Annotated in this window: 23 protein-coding genes; 15 read left to right on the forward strand and 8 right to left on the reverse strand. The window is 61.9% G+C overall.

Annotated features, from left to right (window positions below; all coding sequences use genetic code 11):
- Window positions 1-89: 89 nt before the first annotated feature.
- On the forward strand, window positions 90-1409 hold the full coding sequence (locus V5N12_RS14450; RefSeq protein ID WP_332899875.1) for a DUF92 domain-containing protein: 1320 nt from the start codon (window positions 90-92) through the stop codon (window positions 1407-1409).
- A complete protein-coding gene (locus V5N12_RS14455; protein WP_332899876.1) occupies window positions 1406-1813 on the forward strand; it encodes a GNAT family N-acetyltransferase in 408 nt (135 codons plus the stop codon). Before V5N12_RS14450 ends, V5N12_RS14455 begins: the two co-directional genes overlap by 4 nt.
- On the opposite strand, the gene dnaG is transcribed toward V5N12_RS14455, so the two are convergent.
- Window positions 1802-3097 (reverse strand): DNA primase DnaG, encoded by a 1296-nt coding sequence (gene dnaG, locus V5N12_RS14460; protein WP_332899877.1) that lies wholly within the window; start codon window positions 3095-3097, stop codon window positions 1802-1804. The two genes, V5N12_RS14455 and dnaG, sit on opposite strands and share 12 nt — an antisense overlap.
- Window positions 3098-3289: 192 nt before the next feature.
- On the opposite strand from dnaG, the gene V5N12_RS14465 reads away from it, so the two are divergent.
- From V5N12_RS14465 to V5N12_RS14480, 4 genes are all read left to right on the forward strand, one after another.
- Window positions 3290-3637, forward strand: a complete 348-nt coding sequence (locus V5N12_RS14465; RefSeq protein WP_332899878.1) for a tRNA-binding protein — start codon at window positions 3290-3292, stop codon at window positions 3635-3637.
- A gap of 76 nt (window positions 3638-3713) precedes the next feature.
- Window positions 3714-3935 carry a DUF3311 domain-containing protein gene (locus tag V5N12_RS14470; RefSeq protein ID WP_332899879.1) on the forward strand — a complete coding sequence of 74 codons (222 nt, stop codon included), beginning with the start codon at window positions 3714-3716 and terminating at the stop codon, window positions 3933-3935.
- Complete coding sequence (locus tag V5N12_RS14475) at window positions 3928-5394, forward strand: sodium:solute symporter family protein (protein WP_332899880.1); 1467 nt, start codon at window positions 3928-3930, stop codon at window positions 5392-5394. Before V5N12_RS14470 ends, V5N12_RS14475 begins: the two co-directional genes overlap by 8 nt.
- The gene (locus V5N12_RS14480) at window positions 5394-6302 is read left to right on the forward strand and encodes an HFX_2341 family transcriptional regulator (RefSeq protein ID WP_332899881.1); all 909 of its coding nucleotides are present in this window, start codon (window positions 5394-5396) and stop codon (window positions 6300-6302) included. The genes V5N12_RS14475 and V5N12_RS14480 overlap by 1 nt, the downstream gene beginning before the upstream one ends.
- Window positions 6303-6312: 10 nt before the next feature.
- Here the strand turns inward: V5N12_RS14480 and V5N12_RS14485 are convergent, their stop codons facing one another.
- Window positions 6313-7032 carry a DUF1405 domain-containing protein gene (locus V5N12_RS14485; RefSeq protein WP_332899882.1) on the reverse strand — a complete coding sequence of 240 codons (720 nt, stop codon included), beginning with the start codon at window positions 7030-7032 and terminating at the stop codon, window positions 6313-6315.
- A gap of 123 nt (window positions 7033-7155) precedes the next feature.
- On the opposite strand from V5N12_RS14485, the gene V5N12_RS14490 reads away from it, so the two are divergent.
- Window positions 7156-7548: a hypothetical protein gene (locus V5N12_RS14490; RefSeq protein ID WP_332899883.1), complete on the forward strand. Its 393-nt coding sequence runs from the start codon at window positions 7156-7158 to the stop codon at window positions 7546-7548.
- A 53-nt stretch (window positions 7549-7601) separates the two neighbouring features.
- Here V5N12_RS14490 and V5N12_RS14495 read toward each other — a convergent pair whose 3' ends face one another.
- Window positions 7602-7790, reverse strand: coding sequence for a hypothetical protein (locus tag V5N12_RS14495; RefSeq protein WP_332899884.1), 189 nt, complete (start codon window positions 7788-7790; stop codon window positions 7602-7604).
- Between the two features lie 143 nt (window positions 7791-7933).
- Here V5N12_RS14495 and pdxS point away from each other — a divergent pair, with 143 nt between their 5' ends.
- Window positions 7934-8842, forward strand: a complete 909-nt coding sequence (gene pdxS / locus V5N12_RS14500; RefSeq protein WP_332899885.1) for a pyridoxal 5'-phosphate synthase lyase subunit PdxS — start codon at window positions 7934-7936, stop codon at window positions 8840-8842.
- Window positions 8843-8911: 69 nt separating this feature from the next.
- Here the strand turns inward: pdxS and V5N12_RS14505 are convergent, their stop codons facing one another.
- Window positions 8912-9790, reverse strand: coding sequence for a homoserine kinase (locus V5N12_RS14505; protein WP_332899886.1), 879 nt, complete (start codon window positions 9788-9790; stop codon window positions 8912-8914).
- Between the two features lie 100 nt (window positions 9791-9890).
- Between V5N12_RS14505 and V5N12_RS14510 the strand changes: the two genes are divergently transcribed.
- Both V5N12_RS14510 and V5N12_RS14515 read left to right on the forward strand, forming a co-directional pair.
- On the forward strand, window positions 9891-11198 hold the full coding sequence (locus tag V5N12_RS14510; RefSeq protein ID WP_332899887.1) for an NAD(P)/FAD-dependent oxidoreductase: 1308 nt from the start codon (window positions 9891-9893) through the stop codon (window positions 11196-11198).
- Between the two features lie 53 nt (window positions 11199-11251).
- A complete protein-coding gene (locus tag V5N12_RS14515) occupies window positions 11252-11458 on the forward strand; it encodes a hypothetical protein (protein ID WP_332899888.1) in 207 nt (68 codons plus the stop codon).
- A 13-nt stretch (window positions 11459-11471) separates the two neighbouring features.
- Here the strand turns inward: V5N12_RS14515 and V5N12_RS14520 are convergent, their stop codons facing one another.
- Window positions 11472-12062 carry a DUF6149 family protein gene (locus V5N12_RS14520; RefSeq protein ID WP_332899889.1) on the reverse strand — a complete coding sequence of 197 codons (591 nt, stop codon included), beginning with the start codon at window positions 12060-12062 and terminating at the stop codon, window positions 11472-11474.
- 121 nt (window positions 12063-12183) lie between these two features.
- On the opposite strand from V5N12_RS14520, the gene V5N12_RS14525 reads away from it, so the two are divergent.
- Both V5N12_RS14525 and V5N12_RS14530 read left to right on the forward strand, forming a co-directional pair.
- Window positions 12184-13446 carry an NAD(P)/FAD-dependent oxidoreductase gene (locus V5N12_RS14525; protein WP_332899890.1) on the forward strand — a complete coding sequence of 421 codons (1263 nt, stop codon included), beginning with the start codon at window positions 12184-12186 and terminating at the stop codon, window positions 13444-13446.
- Between the two features lie 60 nt (window positions 13447-13506).
- A complete protein-coding gene (locus V5N12_RS14530; RefSeq protein WP_442904984.1) occupies window positions 13507-13896 on the forward strand; it encodes a DUF7124 domain-containing protein in 390 nt (129 codons plus the stop codon).
- A gap of 27 nt (window positions 13897-13923) precedes the next feature.
- Here the strand turns inward: V5N12_RS14530 and V5N12_RS14535 are convergent, their stop codons facing one another.
- The gene (locus V5N12_RS14535; protein ID WP_332899892.1) at window positions 13924-14181 is read right to left on the reverse strand and encodes a hypothetical protein; all 258 of its coding nucleotides are present in this window, start codon (window positions 14179-14181) and stop codon (window positions 13924-13926) included.
- A gap of 90 nt (window positions 14182-14271) precedes the next feature.
- Here V5N12_RS14535 and V5N12_RS14540 point away from each other — a divergent pair, with 90 nt between their 5' ends.
- From V5N12_RS14540 to carB, 3 genes are all read left to right on the forward strand, one after another.
- Complete coding sequence (locus tag V5N12_RS14540) at window positions 14272-14802, forward strand: DUF5815 family protein (RefSeq protein WP_332899893.1); 531 nt, start codon at window positions 14272-14274, stop codon at window positions 14800-14802.
- 71 nt (window positions 14803-14873) lie between these two features.
- Entirely contained in the window at window positions 14874-15101 is a 228-nt protein-coding gene (locus V5N12_RS14545; protein ID WP_332899894.1) for a hypothetical protein, read from the forward strand.
- Window positions 15102-15236: 135 nt separating this feature from the next.
- Window positions 15237-18329: a carbamoyl-phosphate synthase large subunit gene (carB, locus tag V5N12_RS14550; RefSeq protein ID WP_332899895.1), complete on the forward strand. Its 3093-nt coding sequence runs from the start codon at window positions 15237-15239 to the stop codon at window positions 18327-18329.
- On the opposite strand, the gene V5N12_RS14555 is transcribed toward carB, so the two are convergent.
- Together V5N12_RS14555 and carA are read right to left on the reverse strand one after the other, a co-directional pair.
- Window positions 18323-19234 carry a prenyltransferase gene (locus V5N12_RS14555; protein WP_332899896.1) on the reverse strand — a complete coding sequence of 304 codons (912 nt, stop codon included), beginning with the start codon at window positions 19232-19234 and terminating at the stop codon, window positions 18323-18325. The two genes, carB and V5N12_RS14555, sit on opposite strands and share 7 nt — an antisense overlap.
- A gap of 105 nt (window positions 19235-19339) precedes the next feature.
- Window positions 19340-20410 carry a glutamine-hydrolyzing carbamoyl-phosphate synthase small subunit gene (carA, locus tag V5N12_RS14560; protein WP_332899897.1) on the reverse strand — a complete coding sequence of 357 codons (1071 nt, stop codon included), beginning with the start codon at window positions 20408-20410 and terminating at the stop codon, window positions 19340-19342.
- Window positions 20411-20436: the final 26 nt, after the last annotated feature.

Genomic DNA, 20436 nt, shown 5'->3' on the forward strand with positions numbered 1-20436 from the left:
GTTTCCATGGCGAGGGGGTAAAACTCACGGGTTGGCGCGCTGACCGTGGTTCAGGAAGGTTAAATAAGCGACGCCGGAAAAACGGAGACGTGACTTCGACCGTCCGACGGGCCGGCGCATTCGCCCTCGTTGGAATGCTTTCGCTCTCCGCGCCGGTGCTGGGACAAGCCGCCGCCCTACCATTCGTCGCGATTGCGGTGCTCGCGTTGTTCGTCGTGAGCGAGGGCACCCTGTTCGAACTGTTCGCCCGCCCGGGCGACCATCAGGACAAACGACTCTACGGTCTCGCTTCGTTTTCGCTCGCCGCCGCGGGCCTCGCCATCCTCGCCTCGCTGTTTGCTCTCCCCGTCTCCGTGTTCATCACGAGCGTGTTGATTCTCGCCTTCGGGAACCTCACCCAGGAGCTCCTGCGCCAGTACAGCGACAACCCCTTCATGGCCACCGTGGGCTTTTCGACCGGCGGCTTTCTCGCGGGCCTCCTCAGCCAAGTCGGCCTGACCGCTGCCGAGATTTCGATGACCACCGTCCCCGTCGCCGCGTTTCTCGCGGCGAGTGGCGCGTTGCTCGGGGCGCTCCTCCGCGCCGTGCTGTTCGAGCGCGACGATCCGCTCGTCATGCTCACGATTGGCTTCCTCCTCTGGCTGTTCGTCGACCTCGGCATCGAGGTGACCGGCCAGCAAATCGTCCTCGCGCTCACGCTCACCGTCGTCCTCGGCTACGTCTCCTACGCGCTCGAAACCGCGTCGATTCCGGGGATGCTCACGGGCGTCCTGCTGAGCCTGCTCACCATCGTCCTCGGCGGTCTTGGCTGGTTCGCCATGCTCATCTCGTTTTTCGGCATCGGCGGCCTCTCGACGAAATTCCGCTACGACGAAAAACAACAGCGCGGCATCGCAGAGGAGAACGACGGCGCGCGCGGGAGCGGGAACGTGCTCGCAAACTCTGCGGTGGCCATCGCCGCCGTCGTCGGCTACGCCGCGAGTCCGGCGCTGACGACGCTTTCGCCCGATCTGTTTCTCTTTGCGTTCGCCGGGTCGATTGCCGCCGCAATGAGCGACACCCTGTCGAGTGAGATTGGCGGCCTGTTCGACCAGCCGCGACTCATCACGACGCTCAAACCCGTCCCCGCCGGAACCGACGGCGGCGTGACGTGGCAAGGCGAGGTTGCGGGAGTTGGTGGGGCCGCGCTCATCGCGGCGATTGCGTTCGTGCTGTTCGACACCGTCAGCACCACGGGCGCGAGCATCGTCGTCCTCGCAGGCGTGGCCGGAATGACCGTCGATAGCCTTCTTGGAGCCACCCTCGAAGGGGTGAATCTCTCGAATCAGGGCGTCAACTTCCTCGCAACGCTCGCGGCAGCCCTCGTCGGCGTCGGACTGGCACTCGCCACCAACGCCATCGTGCTATGATTCGGCGAGCGACCGACGCAGACCTGCCCGCACTCCGGGCGATTCAACAGGCCTCCCTCGATGAGCCGTGGCCTGACCTGCTTGCAACCACCGCAGACGGCCCCCTCATTCTCGTCGCAGAAGACCCCGAGCCGGTTGGCTACCTCGTTGCGATTCCCGGAGAGGCAGAGACGTATCTCGCTGAGCTGGCGGTGACGCCCGCTGCCCGGCGAAAGGGGTACGCAACCGAATTGCTCGAAGCGCTCAGAGAGCGCACCGCGGGCCGAGTCGAACTCACCGTCCAAGAATCAGACGACGGCGCACGCGCTTTCTACGACAGCCACGGCTTCACGGTCGCAGAACGGCTCGAAGACTACTATAAAAGTGGCGACGGGTTGCTGCTCGTCTCCGAGTCAGGCGAGTAGCTGGTTTGCGGTGCGAATCCGTACGGCTGCGGGCTTTTTGACGAACTCGCCTTCGCTCTTTGCGACGATTTGTTCGACGCCGCGCTGGGCAGCCACGTCGAGCACTTTCTGCCCGAGTTCGCCGTCTAAGACCACCGCGTGTGGCGCCACGTCCGCGTCCTTAATGAGGTCGAACGCATTCGCGGCGGGTGCGTCTGCCACCGTTTTGAAGTCCCCGTCGAGCAGGCGAACCGTCCCGGTGTCGTCGCCAATCACGGCTTTGACGTGTCCGAGCAGCGTTTCGGGTTCGGGTTTTTCTGTGGGTTCGGCTTCGACTTCGACGGCCGATTCTTCGACCGGTTCCTCGGCAGTTGTCGCGTACTCGACGAGCGGTTCGTCGGTTTCTCCGTCCACGTCCTCGATGACCGGAGCGGGGGTCTCCGGTGAGACGGTCGTGACACTGCCGTCGGTCACGGCCACTGTTTCGGGGGCGGCGGGGGCGTTTTTTACCTCGTCGTAGGGCACCTTCTCGCGCAACGCGGCCATGACCTCGTGGCGGTCTAAGTCCTCGACCGAGAGCCCAGAGGGCGCGAAGGCGACGTAATCTAAGTCGCCCACCTGCGAGAGTTCCTTGAGGATGAGTTCCCCGCCGCGGTCGCCGTCTAAGAAGGCGGTGACGGTTTTCTGTTTCGTGAGTTTGGCGACCGCTTTCGGCACGTTCGTCCCTTCGACGGCAATCGCGTTTTTGATGCCGTATTTGAGCAGCGTGAGCACGTCTGAGCGGCCTTCGACCACGATGATGGCGTCGCTCGTCTCGACGCGCGGCCCCGCGGGAAGGCCTTCGTACTCGGTGATGTCTTCGACGCGAATCGAGCGGCGGACTTCCTCGATGAGCTCCTCACTGGAGAGGACGCTGTCGTCGAAGGCGCTCACGAGCAGGTCTTTCGCGCGGTCAACGACGCGACGGCGCTTTGCAGCGCGCACGTCTTCGATGTTCGAGACCTCGACGGTCGAGCGACATGGCCCGACGCGGTCGATGGTTTCGAGCGCGGCAGCGAGGATGGCCGTTTCGACCTTGTCGAGACTGCTTGCGATGGTGATGTTGCCAAACGAGTTGCCTCGTTCTGAGTCGATACTGACGTCTATCCGGCCGACCTTCGATGAGTTCTGGAGGTCGCGGAGGTCTAAGTCGTCGCCGAGGAGTCCCTCGGTCTGGCCAAAGATAGCCCCGACGACGTCACTCCGTTCGACCACCCCGTCGGCGGTGATGTCTGCGTGAATGAGGTATTTTGCTGAATCCTCCATGAGTGATGAACTGCCCCTGCGCGGGGCTGGATGATGATGAGACCATGAGTGCGGTCATGGACACCTAGATACGTTCGCTACGCGCGATTCATATACCTTGTCGTCGCCGCAGCCATCGCGCTCGCAGTGGTCGATTTTCGACAGTTTTCGCCGGGCAAAACTACACATTCGCTGCCCGTGAGAGCCTTGCACATGGGTATCGACCAATCCGACATCGACCCGGCACAGTTTCTCACAGACGTAGAGATGCGCATCGGTGAAGTCATCGACGTGAACCCGTTTCCAGAGGCGCGAAAGGACGTGTACAAGCTGCGCGTTGATTTCGGTGACACCGTCCTCCAATCCGCCGCGGGACTCACCGACAACTACACCCAAGCCGAGTTGCTCGGCCGCCAAGTCGTCGCCGTCGTGAATCTCGGTACTGTCAACATCGCGGGCTTCGAGAGCCAGTGTCTCGTGACCGGCGTGGACGACGAATCGGGCAACGTCGTCCACCTCCAGCCCGAACGATCCGTCGAAAATGGCACTCGCGTATATTGAAGGAAATTTTTCTTCAAAATAGACCTTTGGTCAGAATTAGCAACGTTTAGATACTAGTGAAAGATATTAGTCGGTAATGAACGGCAATAGTTTGACGTACATTCTGTGGACAGTGGTCGCCCTCGCCCTCGTCGCGCTTTCGGTTCCATGGTTCCTCTGGGGCGATTCGCGGGTCGCCTTCGGCCTCCCGTTGTGGATTTGGTGGCACATTGGCTGGATGGGCGTGACCGCCGGCGTGTTCTACGTTTTCGCCCATCGCGCGTGGGGCATCGGCGTAGAGGGGGTGACCCATGGCTGAGACCGGCCTCCAACTCGGTATCATCGGCGGCTACCTGCTACTCACGCTCGCCATCGGCCTCGTCGCCTACCGGCTGACCGACAAAACCGCGGAGGACTACTACCTCGCCAGTCGCACCTTTGGCACCGTCGTCTTGCTGTTCACGACGTTCGCAACCCTCCTTTCGGCGTTCACCTTCTTCGGCGGCCCGAACCTCGCCTACGCCGCCGGTCCCGAATGGATTCTCGTGATGGGCCTCATGGACGGCGTCCTGTTCGGGATTCTCTGGTACGTCATCGGCTACAAGCAGTGGGCCGTCGGCAAAGCCCACGGCTACGTCACCCTCGGTGAGATGCTCGGCGACCGCTTTGGCTCGAAGGCGCTCCGGGTATTCGTGGCCGCCATCAGCATCTTCTGGCTGTTCCCCTACGTCATGCTCCAGCAGAAAGGCGCGGGGACGGCGCTCGTCGCGCTCACCGACGGCGCGGTGCCCTACTGGGTTGGCGCGGGCGGCATCACGCTGTTCATGATCGCCTACGTCGTCGCCTCCGGGATGCGCGGGGTGGCGTGGACCGACACCATGCAGGGCGCGTTCATGCTCCTCATGATCTGGGCCGCGGTGCTCTGGATTCTCGCCGCCCTCGGTGGCCCGAGCGCTGCAACCGCCGGGATGGGCGCGGCGAACCCCGAGTTCCTCTCGCTCGGCGGCGGCCTCTACACGCCCCAGTTCATCATCGGCACCGCAATCAGCATCGCCTTCGGCGTCACCATGTTCCCGCAGGTGAACCAGCGCTTTTTCGTCGCCCGCTCGAAGACTGTGCTCAAACAAACGTTCGTCCTCTGGCCGGTTCTCGTCGTCTTGCTGTTCGTCCCGGCGTTCATGCTCGGCGCGTGGGCGGTGGGCCTGAACCTGAACGTGCCAGAGGGTGGCAACGTCCTCTCGGTGCTGCTCCGTGACACCACGCCCGCGTGGTTCGCCGCGCTCGTCGTCGCCGGGGCGATGGCCGCGATGATGAGTTCCTCTGATTCGATGCTCCTGTCGGGGTCGTCGTACCTCACCCGCGACATCTACCGCCCGCTCGTGAGCGCGGCGGGGAAGCGCGAGGACACGATTGCCCGTGTCGGCGTCGCCGTGTTTGCCACGCTCTCGTTCGTAGCGAGCATCTACACGCCCGGGACGCTCATCGAAATCGGTGAGACCGCCTTCGGTGGGTTCGCCCAGCTCGCCCTCCCCGTCATGGTCGCGCTCTACTGGGCGCGGACGACGAAGTGGGGCATGCTCGCGGGCATCATTGGCTCGCAAGCGTTCTACCTCGCAAGCGTGTTCATCCCGCAAGTACCCGCAACCATCATGACGTGGGACACGTCACTGTACGGCATGGCGCTCGGACTCGTCCTCACCGTTGGCGTGTCGCTCATCACCACCTCCGCTCCGACAGAAAAGCGGTCGGTCTACTTCGAGGAGGTTCGCGCCGACTGATGGCGCGCGCTGAGACTAGTTATAACCAAACGCACGTCGTTCCCGTCGGCTTCGACTACGACCGACTCATCGCGCCGCTCGTGCGCGACCAGCACACCGTTGACCGGGTGATTCTCCTAGAGGGCGCGGTGGGCAGCGAGGCGAACGTCGCCTACAGTAAGCGCCTCGCAAAGAAGTTGGAGCGCGATTTTTCGAACCTCCTCGGCGCGGAGACCGAACGCCTCGTCATCGCGGACGTGTACGATTATGATACGGCCTTCGAGCAGGCCTACGACCTCGTGAACGAGGAACTCGATGCTGGCAACGAAGTGTGGGTGAACCTCTCTGCGATGCCCCGCACCGTGAGTTTCGCCTTTGCGATGGCCGCCCACTCGGTGATGGTCGAACGCCAAGAAGACCGCGAGCGAATTCACACCTACTACACCGCCCCCGAGAAGTATCTCGAAACCGAGCTGGCCGAGGTGTTGCGCCGGGGTACTGACCTCGTCACCGAACTGCACGACGCAGAAAACGACCGCGTCTCGGCGTGGTTAGACGAAGCAGAATCGCTCCTCTCCGAGTTCGACGAGCGCGGGACGACCATCGGCGCGAAATCCGTCGAGGGCAGCCACATCGTGGAGTTGCCGGTGGCATCGTTTTCGAGCGTCAAACCGTTCGAAGAGGTGATTCTGTTCAAACTCGGTGAAGACGGCGAGTTCGAGAGTGTGAGCGAGTTGGCCCAGGCGCTCGCCCGCGATTTGGGCGAGGAGTATTCCGATAGCTTCCGCTCGCGGGTGATCTACACAGTAGACCGCCTCGGGCCGGGCGGGAAGGGCTACATCGAGCAAGAAGAGGAGGGGAAATCCTACCGGACGAAGCTATCCAGAATCGGGACGCTGTGGGTGCGCGCCCACGCAAACGGTGACTAGGCGTCGAGTGTTAGGCTTCGAGTTTTTTCACGCGGGTTGCGAGCGCGAGAAACGTTGCGAGCACGGTGAGTGTCACCGCACCTGCGGCGGCGATTTCGTGGCCCGGACTCGCGTGTTGCACCACGCCGTTGACGATTGGCTCGACCGCTGGTGGGAGCAAGGTGTGGTGGGCGTTGCCCACAATCGGGATGAAGTAGTCCACGATGTCGTTGAGCAGATACCACCCGGCGGCGACGGCGACGGCCTTCACCGGGAAGTTGGTGATGCGATGGAGGAGAAAGCCTTCCACGACCATAGCGAGGTGGCTCCAGAACAGGAAGTTGTACATCGCCCAGTGGAGGTAGCCGAACTCGGTCATGAACGTCCCGAGGACGAACGGCGTCCACGCGCCGAGTTTCAAACAGCCGAAGAAGGCCAGTGCCGAGAGGTAGTCGTTCTGTCTACCAAGCAGCCATGCTCCGAGTGCGAGGGCGATGAACAGGGTAGCGACGGGGCTGTCGGGCACGAGCGGCCACATCACGACCGGTTCGAGGGAGAATTGGAACAGGTAGTAATAGAAGCCAAAGGCCGTCCCCGCGAGGTTGATGAGGACGATGAGCCACGCGATGCGCAGGCCGAAGTCTTCGAGCCATTTCGGGAGGGGCGCAACGTACCACGGCAGGTCGTCGGGTTCTGGAACCGGTTTAGAGAAGAGGCGAGAAAGCAGTCCGCGCCCGGTTTCTGAGGACATTGGGCACAGAAAGGGACGGGTGGGGCAAAAACGCTACTGATGGGATGATTGGGCGAATACATCCGTCAATACTGGAAATTTGATGAGATAATTATTTTGTGTCTGTTGAGTTAGTGAAAATAGATGGTCTCTCGCAGGAGGTGTGTGAAACACGTGGGTTGTGGGGTTTTACTCCTTTCAGCCGGCTGTTTAGACGCTGAGTTTACTTCAACGAATTACTCTGCGTTTCTGGTGATATCGAACGAGAGTAGCGAATCTACTACGATAAACGTGAAAATTGCAGAGATTGACCACGGTGACGAGCAGAAGACGAGAGTTGACAGAGAATTCTCCGTAGCAGCAGATAGCGCCGTGAACAAGGAATTGTTCCAGTACGAATCGAGCGATTTCGAAGTCACCGTCGATGGTGAGTCAGACACCACAAGTCGCAAAATTAGTGTCGGAAAAGAGAATTTGGATATTGAAATTGTCGTGAATGCAGAAGCAGAACTTACAATGAAGCTACAAACCCACTAATCGTCATCCGCAGAATGGGACGGGTGGGGCAAAAACGCTACTGATAGGCGAGATTAGTCGGCGTAAAAGAGAACGCGCCGACACTCAGTGCAGACGTAGGCGTTGACGTTCGTCGCGCCTTTGTAGCCGAATTTTCCCAACACACCGCTGCCTTCGCGGAGGCGAATCATGTCGCCGTTCACGTCGGTGTCGTACTCGACGGACTGGAGCGTGCCGTCGCAGTCGGGACACGGTTTACTCATACCCCCTCATTCACCCCGAGCGCGAAAATCGTTCTGCCCGCTCTCGTGGGAATAAAAGATGGCCGGACGACACCACTGCCCGCCTCGTGCGTTGGGGTGACACAATCGGTACGCATTAACCCTCCCAACCGCTAGAGTCGCGTATGCCTGAGGAGACCAATCTTGAGGAACTAAAGCGCGGCACCGAACTGGTGAAGCGTGGGTTCGCAAAGATGCAGAAAGGCGGCGTCATCATGGACGTCGTCAACGCAGAACAGGCCCGTATCGCAGAAGACGCCGGTGCGGTCGCCGTCATGTCGCTCGAAGCCGTCCCCGCGGACATCCGCAAACGCGGCGGCGTCTCGCGGATGGCAGACCCGGCGCTCGTCAACGAAATCATCGACGAAGTGTCGATTCCGGTGATGGGCAAAGCCCGTATCGGCCACACGACCGAGGCACAGATTCTCGAAGCCATCGGCGTGGACATGATCGACGAGTCCGAGGTGCTGACGCCCGCAGACGACGCCTACCACATCGACAAGCGCGAGTTCACCTCGCCGTTCGTCTGTGGCGCACGCGACCTCGGCGAGGCGCTCCGGCGCATCAACGAGGGCGCGGCCATGATTCGAACGAAAGGTGAAGCCGGCACGGGCGACGTGAACCAGGCCGTCAAGCACCAGCGCGCCATCCGCGGGGCAATCCGCGAACTCGAAGGGATGACCTTCGAAGAGCGCGAGGCGTACGCCCGCGAAATCAGCGCGCCCGCAGAACTCGTCCACGAGACCGCAGAGATGGGACGGCTTCCGGTCGTCAATTTCGCCGCAGGCGGCATCGCAACGCCCGCAGACGCGGCGCTCATGATGCACCACGGCTGTGACGGCATCTTCGTCGGCTCCGGTATCTTCGGCGCAGAGAACCCCGCCGTGATGGGCGAGGCAATCGTCGAAGCGGTCAACAACTGGGACAACCCAGAAAAGCTCGCAGAAATCTCGTCGAACATCGGCAAGGGCATGAAAGGCGAGGCGAACGTCGACCTCCCCGAAGAGAAGAAACTGCAGGGTCGCGGCGTCTAACCTCCCACCTTTTTTCTTTCGTGGTGTGCGGTCAGTGGCGATGAGAGCGACGGCTGCGAAGCCAAAAGTTCAGCGGAAAATCGTCGCACCGCGCCCCATCTTCGTCTGGAAGGCGCGGGCTTCGACGCCCTCGCGGGCGAAACCTTCTATCATCGCGTTCGCAATCTCGCGCTGGTCGCGTTCGTAGCAGGCGGCGATGACCGTCGGGCCAGCACCGCTCACAGTGACGCCGGTCGCGCCCGCGTCGAGGGCGTTCTCGCGGACGGTGTCGTAGCCCGTGATGAGTTCGGCACGGGCAGGCGTGACGACGGTGTCGTGCATGCCCCGACCCACCAGTTCCGGGTCGTTTCGGGCCATCCCCGCGGTGAGGGTCGCGGCCTTGCCAACGGTGTCGATGAGCTGTGAAACCGACGTTTGCTCCGGAACGACGCGGCGGGCGTCACGCGTCGAGACCACGATGTCGGGCAGGCAGGCGACGAGCGGGATGGTGGCGTCGATTTGGGTGATGCCGTCGGGGGTGGCGATGGTGAACCCGCCCAAGATCGAGGGAGCGACGTTGTCGTCGTGGGCGTCGCCGGAGACGACGGCCTCGCCTTTCGCGGCAATCGGGACGAGTTCTTTGCGCGAGAGGCCACGGTCGTACAGTTCGTTGAGGCCAACCGCGGCGGCGGCGGCGCTCGCGGCCGACGACCCGAGGCCGGAGGCGGGTCGAATCCCCTTGTCGATGTGGATGTGGGCGGGTGCGTCGAGGGCGCGCGCGACGGCCCCGACCGTGTTCTTGTCCGGGTCTTCGGGGATGTACTGCGCCCCGGCACCCGTCACTTCGATGGTCGTCCGGTCTGCCTTCTCGACGCGGACGATGTCAGCGGGCCGTTCGAGCGCCACCCCAAACACGTCGAAGCCACTCCCCAGATTCGCACTCGTCGCAGGCGCTCGCACGGTAAGCATGGCACAGGGTTGTGTGAGGGCCTGTTTATAATTAGCGGAGCGTCGTTTCGCCTGACAGGAAGCCAAAACGTACATCTGCGCCGGTCAAATAGCTCCGAGCATGATAGGGGTCGTCGGCGGCGGTATCGCCGGACTCGCAGCGGCGTATCGCCTGCAGAACCACGGTCACGATGTCCACGTCTTCGAAGCGAGCGATGACGTGGGCGGTCTCGCGGCTGTCTACGAGACGCGCGGCGACCGCATCGAGAAGTTTTACCACCACCTTTCGGCCTCAGAACAGACCATCATCGACCTCATCTCCGAGTTGGGCCTCGATGACAACCTCGAATGGCCGATTGGCAAAAACGCCTACTACGTCGATGGCGTTATCCACCCGCTCGACAAGCCGTGGGAGATTGCGGCCTACCCGCACATGAGCGTCTACGACAAGTTCCGCCTCACGATGCTCACCATGGAAATCGACGTGCGCGGGGGCGTCCCGAAGTTCGACACCTACGAGAATCTCGAAGACTTCGAGGACGTGCCCATCAAGGAGTTCCTCATCGAGCACACCACCCGCGGCGTCTACGAGAACTTCTTCGAGCCGTTGCTCGACGCCAAGTTCGGGAGCAAAAAGGAGGACGTGTCGGCGGCGTGGCTCCTCGGGCGCATCAAGTTCCGCGGCGAGCGCGACCTGCTGCGCGGCGAACCGCTTGGCTACCTCATGGGCGGCTTCGGACAACTGCTCGACGCGCTCGTAGACGAAGTTGGCCGTGAGAACATCACGACCGGCGCGCGCGTGACCGAAGTCGCGTTCGACGATGAAGTGCGCTCGATCACGGTCGAAACCGAAGAAGGAAGCGAAGAACACGATGTCGATTCGGTCATCGTCGCGTCGATGCCGAACGTCTTAGAGGACCTCACCGGCTACACCTGCGACATCGACTTCCAAGGGACGGTGTGTTCGGTCATTTCGATGGACGAGAAACTCACCGACACCTACTGGCTCAACATCGCGGACGACGCGCCGTTCGGGGCACTCATCGAGCACACGAACTACATCCCGCCCGAACGCTACGGCGGCGAGCACATCCTGTATGCGCCGATGTACATCCAAGAGCCAAGCGAGCGCCTCTGGCAGGCGAGCGACGACGAGGTCGAGGAGATTTGGCTCTCTGGCTTAGAGGACCTATTCCCCGACTTCGACCGCGAGTCGGTCAACTGGATCAAGACCGCGCGCAACCCACGGACTGCGCCGGTCTACGAACGCGGCTATCTCGACATGGTCGTCCCCTACGACCTCGGCGACGAAGTTGCGGATGGCATCTACTACGCCGGGATGGCGTCGAAAGCGCAGTATCCAGAGCGCTCGCTCAACGGCGGCATCGTCGCCGGATTCGAGTGCGCGGACGCGATTCACCAAAACTGACTGGTGTGTTACCGTGACTCACGTTTATATTGATGTGTCGAGTATTCGACGGTGTGGCACGCAATAAGACACTACCCGCCATCTTCGCCCTCATGAGCGTGGGCGTTCTCCTCTATAGCATCGTGATTATCCAGGAGTTGTTACTCGGCTTTGCGTTCGTCGCCATCGGAGTTTTCGTCTATCTTTCGGTGCGCTTTCTTCGCGCGTTCGAAGAAATCGCTCGCGCGCTCAAACGCATTGCCGAGCAGGACCGAACCTGAGAGATGTTGACAGTTAATTGTCGTTTCCGCGCAGTCCGGGCGCGTCGCTCACATCAACGTTTTCTGGCTCCGCAACATCGCCCCCTTTTCTGAGGTCTCCGTCGCCGTCTTCTACGTACACGTCGTCTGCGAAGCCAGCGATGGCGTTTTCGTACTCGGCAGTTTCGCGCTTTTCGAGCGTTTTCGGCGCGTCGGGAATGCCGTCTGCGGGCGTAAACGCGCCAAGCGGGTCGTCGATGGTGATGTCGTAGGTTTTGAAAAAGTTCTCGTAGCGGCGGTAGTGGGCTTCGAGTTCGTCGCCGGGAATCTCCATCATCTCGGTCCAACCGTGGTTGAAGAAGTCGAAGTTGGCTTGGATATGCGTGAGTTCACGGGCCTCTGCCTCTGGGAGCCCGGCTTCGAGTCCGGCGACGTAGGAGTCCATCGTCGCGTCGAAGAAGGCATCAAGGTGCGCCCGACGCTCTTCGCGCTGGCCCTCGGGAGCCTTATTGAGGAAGATACCCGTATGGAGGTCTACGAGTTTGCCCGAGACGACGTCCCCAACGACTGGCATGGTCAGCGCCTGTTTCGCAGCGAAGTGGCGGACGTTCTGACGGAGTTTCATTGGCGGGGCCTTAGGACTGGTCGGTAAAAACTGCTCGCCTGTGTCAGCCTTGCCCACGGCGAAATTTGCACAGTCATGAAGATAGCAATTCACATTAACCCCCGAAACGAACCTTCCTGCCATGACCGAGGCGTACGTCATCATCGGCGACGGGATTGCGGGTAGTTCCGCAGCCGAAACAATCCGGCAGGAGCAACCGGATGCGGAAGTCATCGTCGTCACTGATGAGGGTGAGGCGCTGTATAACCGCATTCTGACAAAAGAGTTTGCCAAAGGAAAACTCCCTGAGGCACCAATCTCGATTCACGACGAGAGCTGGTACGACGAGCGAGATATCACGCTCAAGCTCAACACGCTCGTCACGAGCGTCGACCGCGACGCAAAGGAGATCGTGACCCACGAGGGCGAGACCATCGAGTACGGCAAACTCCTCCTCGCCACGGGCGGGACGCCAACCCAACTGCCCGTCGAGAACTCCGACGCTGAGGGTATCCATCATTTCTGGACCTTCCAGGATGCCCGCAACATCCGTGACCACGCAGAGCAGGCCGAAACCGGCGCAGTCATCGGCGCGGGACTGCTCGGTATCGACCTCGCGGCCATCTGCGCCGCCCAGGGCGTCGAGGCGAACTACCTCATGCGCGGCAACGCCTGGTGGCGTTACGCCCTCTCAGAAGATGGTGCAGACATCATCCACAAAGCACTCGACGAACGCGGCGTGACGCCCGTTTTCCAGTCCGGCGTTGACCACTTCGAAACCGACGAGAACGGCAAGGTCGTCGCCACCGTCGACCCGAACGGCGAGCGCTACGAGAGCGACTTCGTGGGCATCGCCATCGGCCTCGACTTCAACACCGAACTGCTCGTCGAAACCGGCCTCGAACTGGACGACGGCATCGTCGTCGACCAGTACATGCGCACCGACGACCCGGACGTGTACGCCGCCGGTGACATCACCCGCTTTTACGATGTTATCCTAGAGGAGTACGCCCAGAACGGGGCGTGGGGCAGCGCGAAACAGCAGGGCATGGTCGCGGGCAAGAACATGGTCAAAGAGGCGAACGGCGAGCCAGCAGAAGCGGACTTAGAAGAGTTCCGCTGGGTCTCCTCGTACTCGATTACGCACTTTGACTTCCCGTTCCTCTCCTTTGGCCACCCAACGCTTGGCGACGACGAAGCCGAACGGAAGTACTCTGACACCGAGTGGCGGCGAATCGCGTTCAAAGACGGCAAAATCGTCGGTGGCGTCCTGATTGGCGACCTCTCGCCACAGGGCAAGTACAAGAAGCTCATCCGCGAGCAGACGGTCGTTTCTGACCAGAAGGACATCCTCTTAGAGAAGATGTTCGAGCCGGAGAAGCTCGCGACGCCGACCGAACAGTAAAAGACCGAAGCCGTTTTCTCGCGCTCTACCTGAAGGTTGGATATGAGTACCGACGGCGAGATGACCCTCGCATTCGAGCTCGAGGCCTTGAAAGAGCTCGCAAAACCCTCGGAGGCGTTCGCGGACGCCCGAACGTGGAGCAAATACGTGGGCGTCGTCTCCGAAAAACCAACGTACGTCGTGACGAATTTCACGCGCAAAAACCGCATCCGTCAGGACTTCTTCTCCGGCCCGCGCGGCAAAGAAGAGAGTTTGGAGAACGTCAAACGGCAGTTCGACACCGCGCGTCACGTCCTCGTCGGAACCGACGACGAGGACAAGGCGCTCGCAGAGAAACTCGGGTGGGAGTTCCTCCACGTCGAAGACGCCGCAGCCGCCGCAGACTGGCCACTCGCAAAAGACCAACCCGACGACGAAACAGAAGAACCAGTCCGCGACGACTGGCCCTGAGACGAGACTTTTCGTTGGCCGACTGCGTTATCGCTCTCGAACCCACCGAATCCCCTTCTCTAGCAGGACGCCGCTTGCTGCAACGGAGAGGCAGACAAAGAGAAACGCAGCGAGAAGTTCGACGCTCTGGCTCGTGGTGAGGCGGGACGCACCCATTGCGAGGGCAAACAGCACTGAAGCCATCAGAAGAATCGGGACGACGTAGAATTTGAACGCCCAGTGGTCGTCCAAGAACAGCGAGGTTCGGTAGACGGCGGACGCCACGGCATCACGAACGCCTGACATACCCAGACGCACGCACAACGGTTGCTTAGCGTTTGGGGTGGACGGGTCGTACCCGCGGCGTTTTTACGGCAGAGACCCAAAAGAGCGCGTATGTCAGAACCGCGCGTGCCCGGAAGCCGGGACGCCAGCCTCACGCTCCCCTGTGGGGAGTCTGTCGATGTTCGCAGCCTCGACATGGGGATGCGCGAGTTTCGCTGTGACTGTGGCGAAGTTCACGCGCTCGTGATGGACGTCCACCCACTTGGGCGGTTCGTCCCCGAGTTCCTCGAAACCATCCTCCAAGAGACCATCGACACCACCTCCGGGGCCGACTTTGGCACCCTCCACATGATGGGCATCGTCAAAGAAGAGTTCCCCGAGAAAGTCGTGAGCAAGGACGTCTCGAACGACGGGCAGGTTGGCTGTTCGATGCTCTGGGTGAGCGACTTCGACGACCGCAGACTCCACGAAATCGTCGTCGAGCTGATTGTCGAACTCATGGAACACGCCGTGAGCCACGCAGAAGACGACTCCGCGATGAGCGAGTTCGAAGAACAGATGCTGTCGTTCGATGTGGCAGCGTTCGTAGAAGAGTATCGCAGCCAGCGCGATTTCCACTCGGCGTCCGACCAGCCGGTTTGAGCGGCCAGTTTTCATCAGGTTGCTTACCGCTTTGACTAGTACCTTTGTAGGAAGAACACGTACACTGACCTATGCGACAGCAGGGGGGTGACTTCGAGCGGATTCGGGCAGTGTTGGCCGAAGTCGAGCCAGAGGGGGCATTGACGGCAAAAGAGATTTGTTCGATTCTTTCGGAGCACGGGGAGGAGTTCGAGAGTGCCCACCGCGTGGCGACGGTGCTCGGCCGTCGCGCACACGGAGGGGATATAGAGGTCATCGAGGGCCAACCCTACCGGTACCGAATCCCGGAAGTTGCCTGACACGAGAGGAGAATTTGCCAGCCACACCGAGTGACAGCCCCACGCACCGCATTATTCGAATTTCGAAATTTGGCTTCGCTATTCGTAATTTATCGCCGGACTTATTACGATGTACGGACTTGAGCCGAATAACCAATGACCGACGGAGACGACCGGACGATTCTTTTGATCGGGAGTGGGCCAATTCAGATTGGGCAGGCCGCGGAGTTTGACTACTCCGGCGCGCAGGCGTGCCGTGCACTCAGAGAAGAGGGGGCCCGAGTTGTTCTGGTAAACTCCAACCCGGCGACCATCATGACCGACCCGGAGATGGCAGACGCCGTCTACATCGAGCCAATCAACACCGAGGCGCTCACCGAAATCATCGAAAAAGAGCGCCCCGACGGCGTCATCGCTGGGCTAGGCGGCCAAACCGGCCTGAACGTGACCGCGGAACTCGCAGAGGAAGGCGTCTTAGAGAAGTACGATGTCGAGATTATGGGAACGCCCCTCGACACCATCTACGCCACCGAAGACCGCGACCTGTTCCGCCAGCGCATGGAGAATATCGGCCAACCCGTGCCGCGCTCGCAGACCATCGACGACATGGACCAACTCGAAGACGCCGTCGACGCCGTTGGCGGGCTCCCCGTCATCATGCGGACGACCTACACCCTCGGCGGGAGTGGGTCGGGCGTCGTCGGTGAGATGGACGAACTCAGAGAGCGCACGCGCAAGGGGCTTCGTCTCTCGCGCAACGGCGAGGTGCTCATCACCGAATCCATCGCGGGCTGGATCGAACTCGAATACGAGGTGATGCGCGACGCGGACGACTCGTGTATCATCATCTGCAACATGGAGAACATCGACCCGATGGGCATCCACACCGGCGAGTCCATCGTCGTCACCCCGAGTCAGGTCATCCCCGACGAGGGCCACCAGGAGATGCGCACCGCCGCGCTCGACGTCATCCGCGAACTCGGGATTCAAGGCGGCTGTAACATCCAGTTCGCGTGGCACGACGACGGGACACCCGGCGGCGAGTACCGTGTCGTCGAAGTGAACCCGCGCGTGTCTCGCTCCTCTGCGCTCGCCTCGAAGGCGACGGGCTATCCGATTGCCCGCGTGACTGCGAAAGTAGCCCTCGGCAAGCGCCTCCACGAGATCGAAAACGAGATTACCGGCGAGACGACGGCGGCGTTCGAGCCAGCCATCGACTACGTCGTGAGCAAGATTCCACGGTGGCCAAAGGACAAGTTCCCCGAAGTTGATTTCACCCTCAGCACGGCCATGAAATCGACCGGCGAGGCGATGGCCATTGGGCGCACCTTCGAGGAGAGTTTCCTCAAAGCGCTTCGTTCGACGGAGTACGAGCCAAGCGCCGACTGGGACGAGGTAGACGACGAGACGCTCGAAACCGACTACCTCAAAACGCCGACGCCAGACCGCCCGTTCGCGTTGTTCGAGGCGTTCAATCGCGGCTACACCGTCGACCAAATCTGCGAGCTCACGGGCATCCGCGAGTGGTACGCAGAGCGCTTCGAGCGCATTGCAGACGCGACGGTCGCCGCCCAGAACGGCAACTTCGCAGAAGCCGCACAGACAGGCTACACGAACGCCCAAGTCGCGGCCATCGCCGGCGTCGGCGTCGGTGAAGTCGAATCGGTCGCCCCAGAGCGCACCTACAAGCAGGTGGACACCTGTGCCGGTGAATTCGCCGCGAGTACGCCGTACTACTACTCGGCGCGCGACCCGGTAAGCGAGATGCGCCACAACGAGGTGAAAGTCAACGAAGATGTCGAAAGCGTCGTCGTGGTCGGCGGCGGCCCCATCCGTATCGGCCAGGGCGTCGAGTTCGACTACTGTGCGGTCCACGCCGTCCGCGCGCTGCGCGAGATGGGCATCGAAGCCCACGTCGTGAACAACAACCCGGAGACGGTGAGCACGGACTACGACACCTCCGATGGCCTCTTCTTCGAGCCGATCACCGCAGAGGAAATCGCGGATATCGTCGAACGCACCAACGCCGACGGCGTGATGGTGCAGTTCGGGGGCCAGACCTCCGTGAACGTCGGCCACCCACTCGAAGCAGAACTCGAACGCCGCGGCCTCGACTGTCAGGTCCTCGGCACTTCCATCGACGCGATGGACTTAGCCGAGAACCGCGACCGCTTCAACGCGCTGATGGACGACCTCGGCATCGCCCAGCCAGAAGGCGGCACGGCACGCTCTGAGGAGGAAGCGCTCGCCCTCGCAAGCGACCTCGGTTACCCCGTCCTCGTGCGCCCGAGCTACGTGCTCGGTGGCCGTGCGATGGAAATCGTCGACGACGACGAGGAGCTGAAGACCTACATCGAAGAGGCGGTTCGCGTGAGTCCAGACCAGCCGATTCTCGTAGACCAGTTCTTAGACGGCGCGGTCGAACTCGACGTGGACGCCGTGGCCGACGGCGAGGACGTGCTCATCGGCGGCATCATGGAGCACATCGAGACGGCGGGGGTTCACTCCGGCGACTCGGCGTGTATGATTCCGCCGCGCTCGTTAGACGATGAGTTGCTCGCCCGCGTCCGTGAGGTGACGGTTGACATCGCCCGTGCACTCGAAACCGTGGGCCTGCTCAACGTCCAATTGGCGGTCAAGGATGGCGAAGTGTACGTCCTCGAAGCCAACCCGCGCTCGTCGCGCACCGTCCCGTTCGTCTCAAAGGCGACGGGCGTCCCGATTGCGAAACTCGCCGCGAAGGTGATGGGCGGCGCGACGCTCGCAGAATTAGACGTACAGGAGCAGGTCCCAGAACACGTGAGCGTCAAAGAAGTCGTCCTGCCGTTCGACCGCCTCGAAGGCAGCGACCCACGCCTCGGCCCCGAGATGAAATCGACGGGCGAAGTGATGGGCTCTGCGCGCTCGTTTGCCAAAGCCTACGAGAAGGCACAGGCCGCCGCTGGCCAGTCGCTTCCGGAAGGTGGGAACGTGGTCGTCGACCTCGACGTAGACGGCTTCGACGCGTTCTACGACGTGGTCGAGTTCGATGACGTGGCCGCCGCGATACGCAACGGCGAGGTCGACCTCATCGTCTCCCGCGATGTGAAAGCGCTCCAGATGGCCGTCGAAGAGGACATCCCGTACTTCTCGACCGCAGAGAGCGCGAACGCCGCGCTCGAAGCGCTCGCGGCCCGCGACGACCCACTCGACGTAGAAACCGTCGAGAAGCGGCCAAAGCAGGTGCGCAACTGGGGCACGCCTCAGTAAATCAGGTAGAACCCGGCGACGTGGAACCACGCGGCGCTCTGGGCGACCGCGAGGACGCCCATCGCTAGCACGGTCGGTAACGGACTTTCTGTTTTGGTGTACGTGCTCGCACCCCACGCGAGCAGCGGCACGATGGCGTAGCTCGCAAGCGCCACCGGACGCGGAAGCACAGACCCCGTGAGCGCCGCGAGCGAACCGAACGTGGCGAGGACGAAGACGAGATACAGGCGACGGAGCCACGTCGCAGAGAGCCGCGTGGCGAGGGTGTGTTTGCCGACTTCGGCGTCCGCTTCGCGGTCTGGCCACATCAGCGCGAGCAGGTTGACGAACACGAGCAGACAGAGCGGTGCGGTGGCGAGCGCGGCCGCACGGCTGTAGGTTCCAGAGGCCACCGCGACGCCGTACTGGGGCAAGAGAATGCCGCCGAGGAGCGCGTGTTCGAGTTCACCGAGGCCGCGCCACGCGAGCGCGAGTGGTGGGAGCGAGTACGACCAGCCGAGCAGCGCGCCGAGCGCGAGGATTGCGACGGCGTGCAGCGGGAGCCAGCCGCGCACGTAGAAATAGCCAGCCGCGACCGCGCCGACGGCCAGCGAGGCGCAGGCGGCGTACAGCGCAACACTCGGAGACAGCTCCGTCTCGGGGAGTGCGCCACTGCCGCCAGAAAATCGGGTACGCGTCGTCAGCGCGTCCGTCTCGTGGTCTGCGTACTCGTTCGCGTAGTGAATACTCACGGCGACGGGAACGAGCGCAGCGAGACCAGCCGCGAGCGAGAGCCGATCGAAGACTGCGCCGTGAGCGAACGCAATCCCTGCACCGAGGACGTACACCACCGCCACGAGTAGGAGGTGGATGGGACGGCTCATCACGAGGACAGCCCACGCGATGGTGGACGGAGCGCGGTCCATACCGGGGGAACCAGTCACGACTAAATAGTGTCTTCGAAACTCGTAAAACCACGTTTTCACGGGCGTCAGCACTCAGCGGGTGAAAATACCGAAAGAAGGGGTGGATTAGTCGCAGGTGACGAGACGGCGTGTTGACTTCGCCATCGCGAGCACGTCGTCGAAGAACCCGAGCGTGTCGAGTGGGCCGGGGTGGGCTTCAGGGTGGTACTGACGGGTGAGGATGTCGAGTTCCTCGTTTTCGAGCCCCTCCGGCGTGTCGTCGTTGACGTTAATCTGGGTCACGTCGAGTTTGTCGCCGGGGTCTGCGACCGTGTAGCCGTGGTTCTGCGTCGTCATGACGACCTGCTTCGTCTCAAGGTCGAGGACGGGCTGGTTCACGCCGCGATGCCCGAAGGCCATCTTCTCGGTCGTGCCGCCGAGTGCGCCCGCAACGACCTGTTGGCCGAGGCAGATGCCAGCGATTGGCAGGTCACCGACGAACTCGCTGACGAGTGCCTGTGCGTCGGTGAAGTTCGCGGGGTCACCCGGTCCGTTCGAGATGAACAGGATGTCAGCGTCGACGGCCGTCACGTCTTCCGGCGTCGCGTCGTGGGGCAAGACGTGGACGACGGCGTCGCGCTCTGCGAGCGAGTCGATGATGCTGCCTTTCGCGCCACAGTCAACGAGTGCGACCGACGGGCCGTCGCCGTCTGCGTTCACGACCTTTGGTTCTGTCACGCTTACCTGTGCGCCGATGTTCGTGTGCTCGCTCATCCCCTTGCACTCGCCGAGTGCTTCGAGTGCTTTCTCGGGGGAGGCGTCCGGTCCAGCGGAGATGCCACACTTGATGGCCCCGCCTTCGCGGATGGTGATGACGAGGTCGCGCGTGTCGATGTTATCGACGGCTGGAACGCCCTCGTGGGTGAGCCAGTCTGCGACGTCGTCGGTGAGCTCACGAGCAACGACAGCACGAGGGTGGACTCGGTCGGACTCGAATCGTTCCGCTCGGACGCCATAGTTACCGATGAGTGGGTATGAGAAAGTGAGGATTTGTTCCTCGTACGAGGGGTCAGTGAGACTCTCCTCATAACCAGTGTACGCTGTTGTAAAGACCAGTTCCCCGCGGGCTTGACCCGGAGCACGCGACCGCGCCTCAACGACGCGACCGCCCTCCAGTGCCACGTAGGCGTCCGACATTACGAGATACGTATGAAAGCCCCCAC

Origin of the sequence: Haladaptatus sp. CMSO5 (assembly GCF_036689885.1) — an archaeon.
Taxonomy (GTDB): Archaea; Halobacteriota; Halobacteria; order Halobacteriales; family Halococcaceae; genus QDMS2.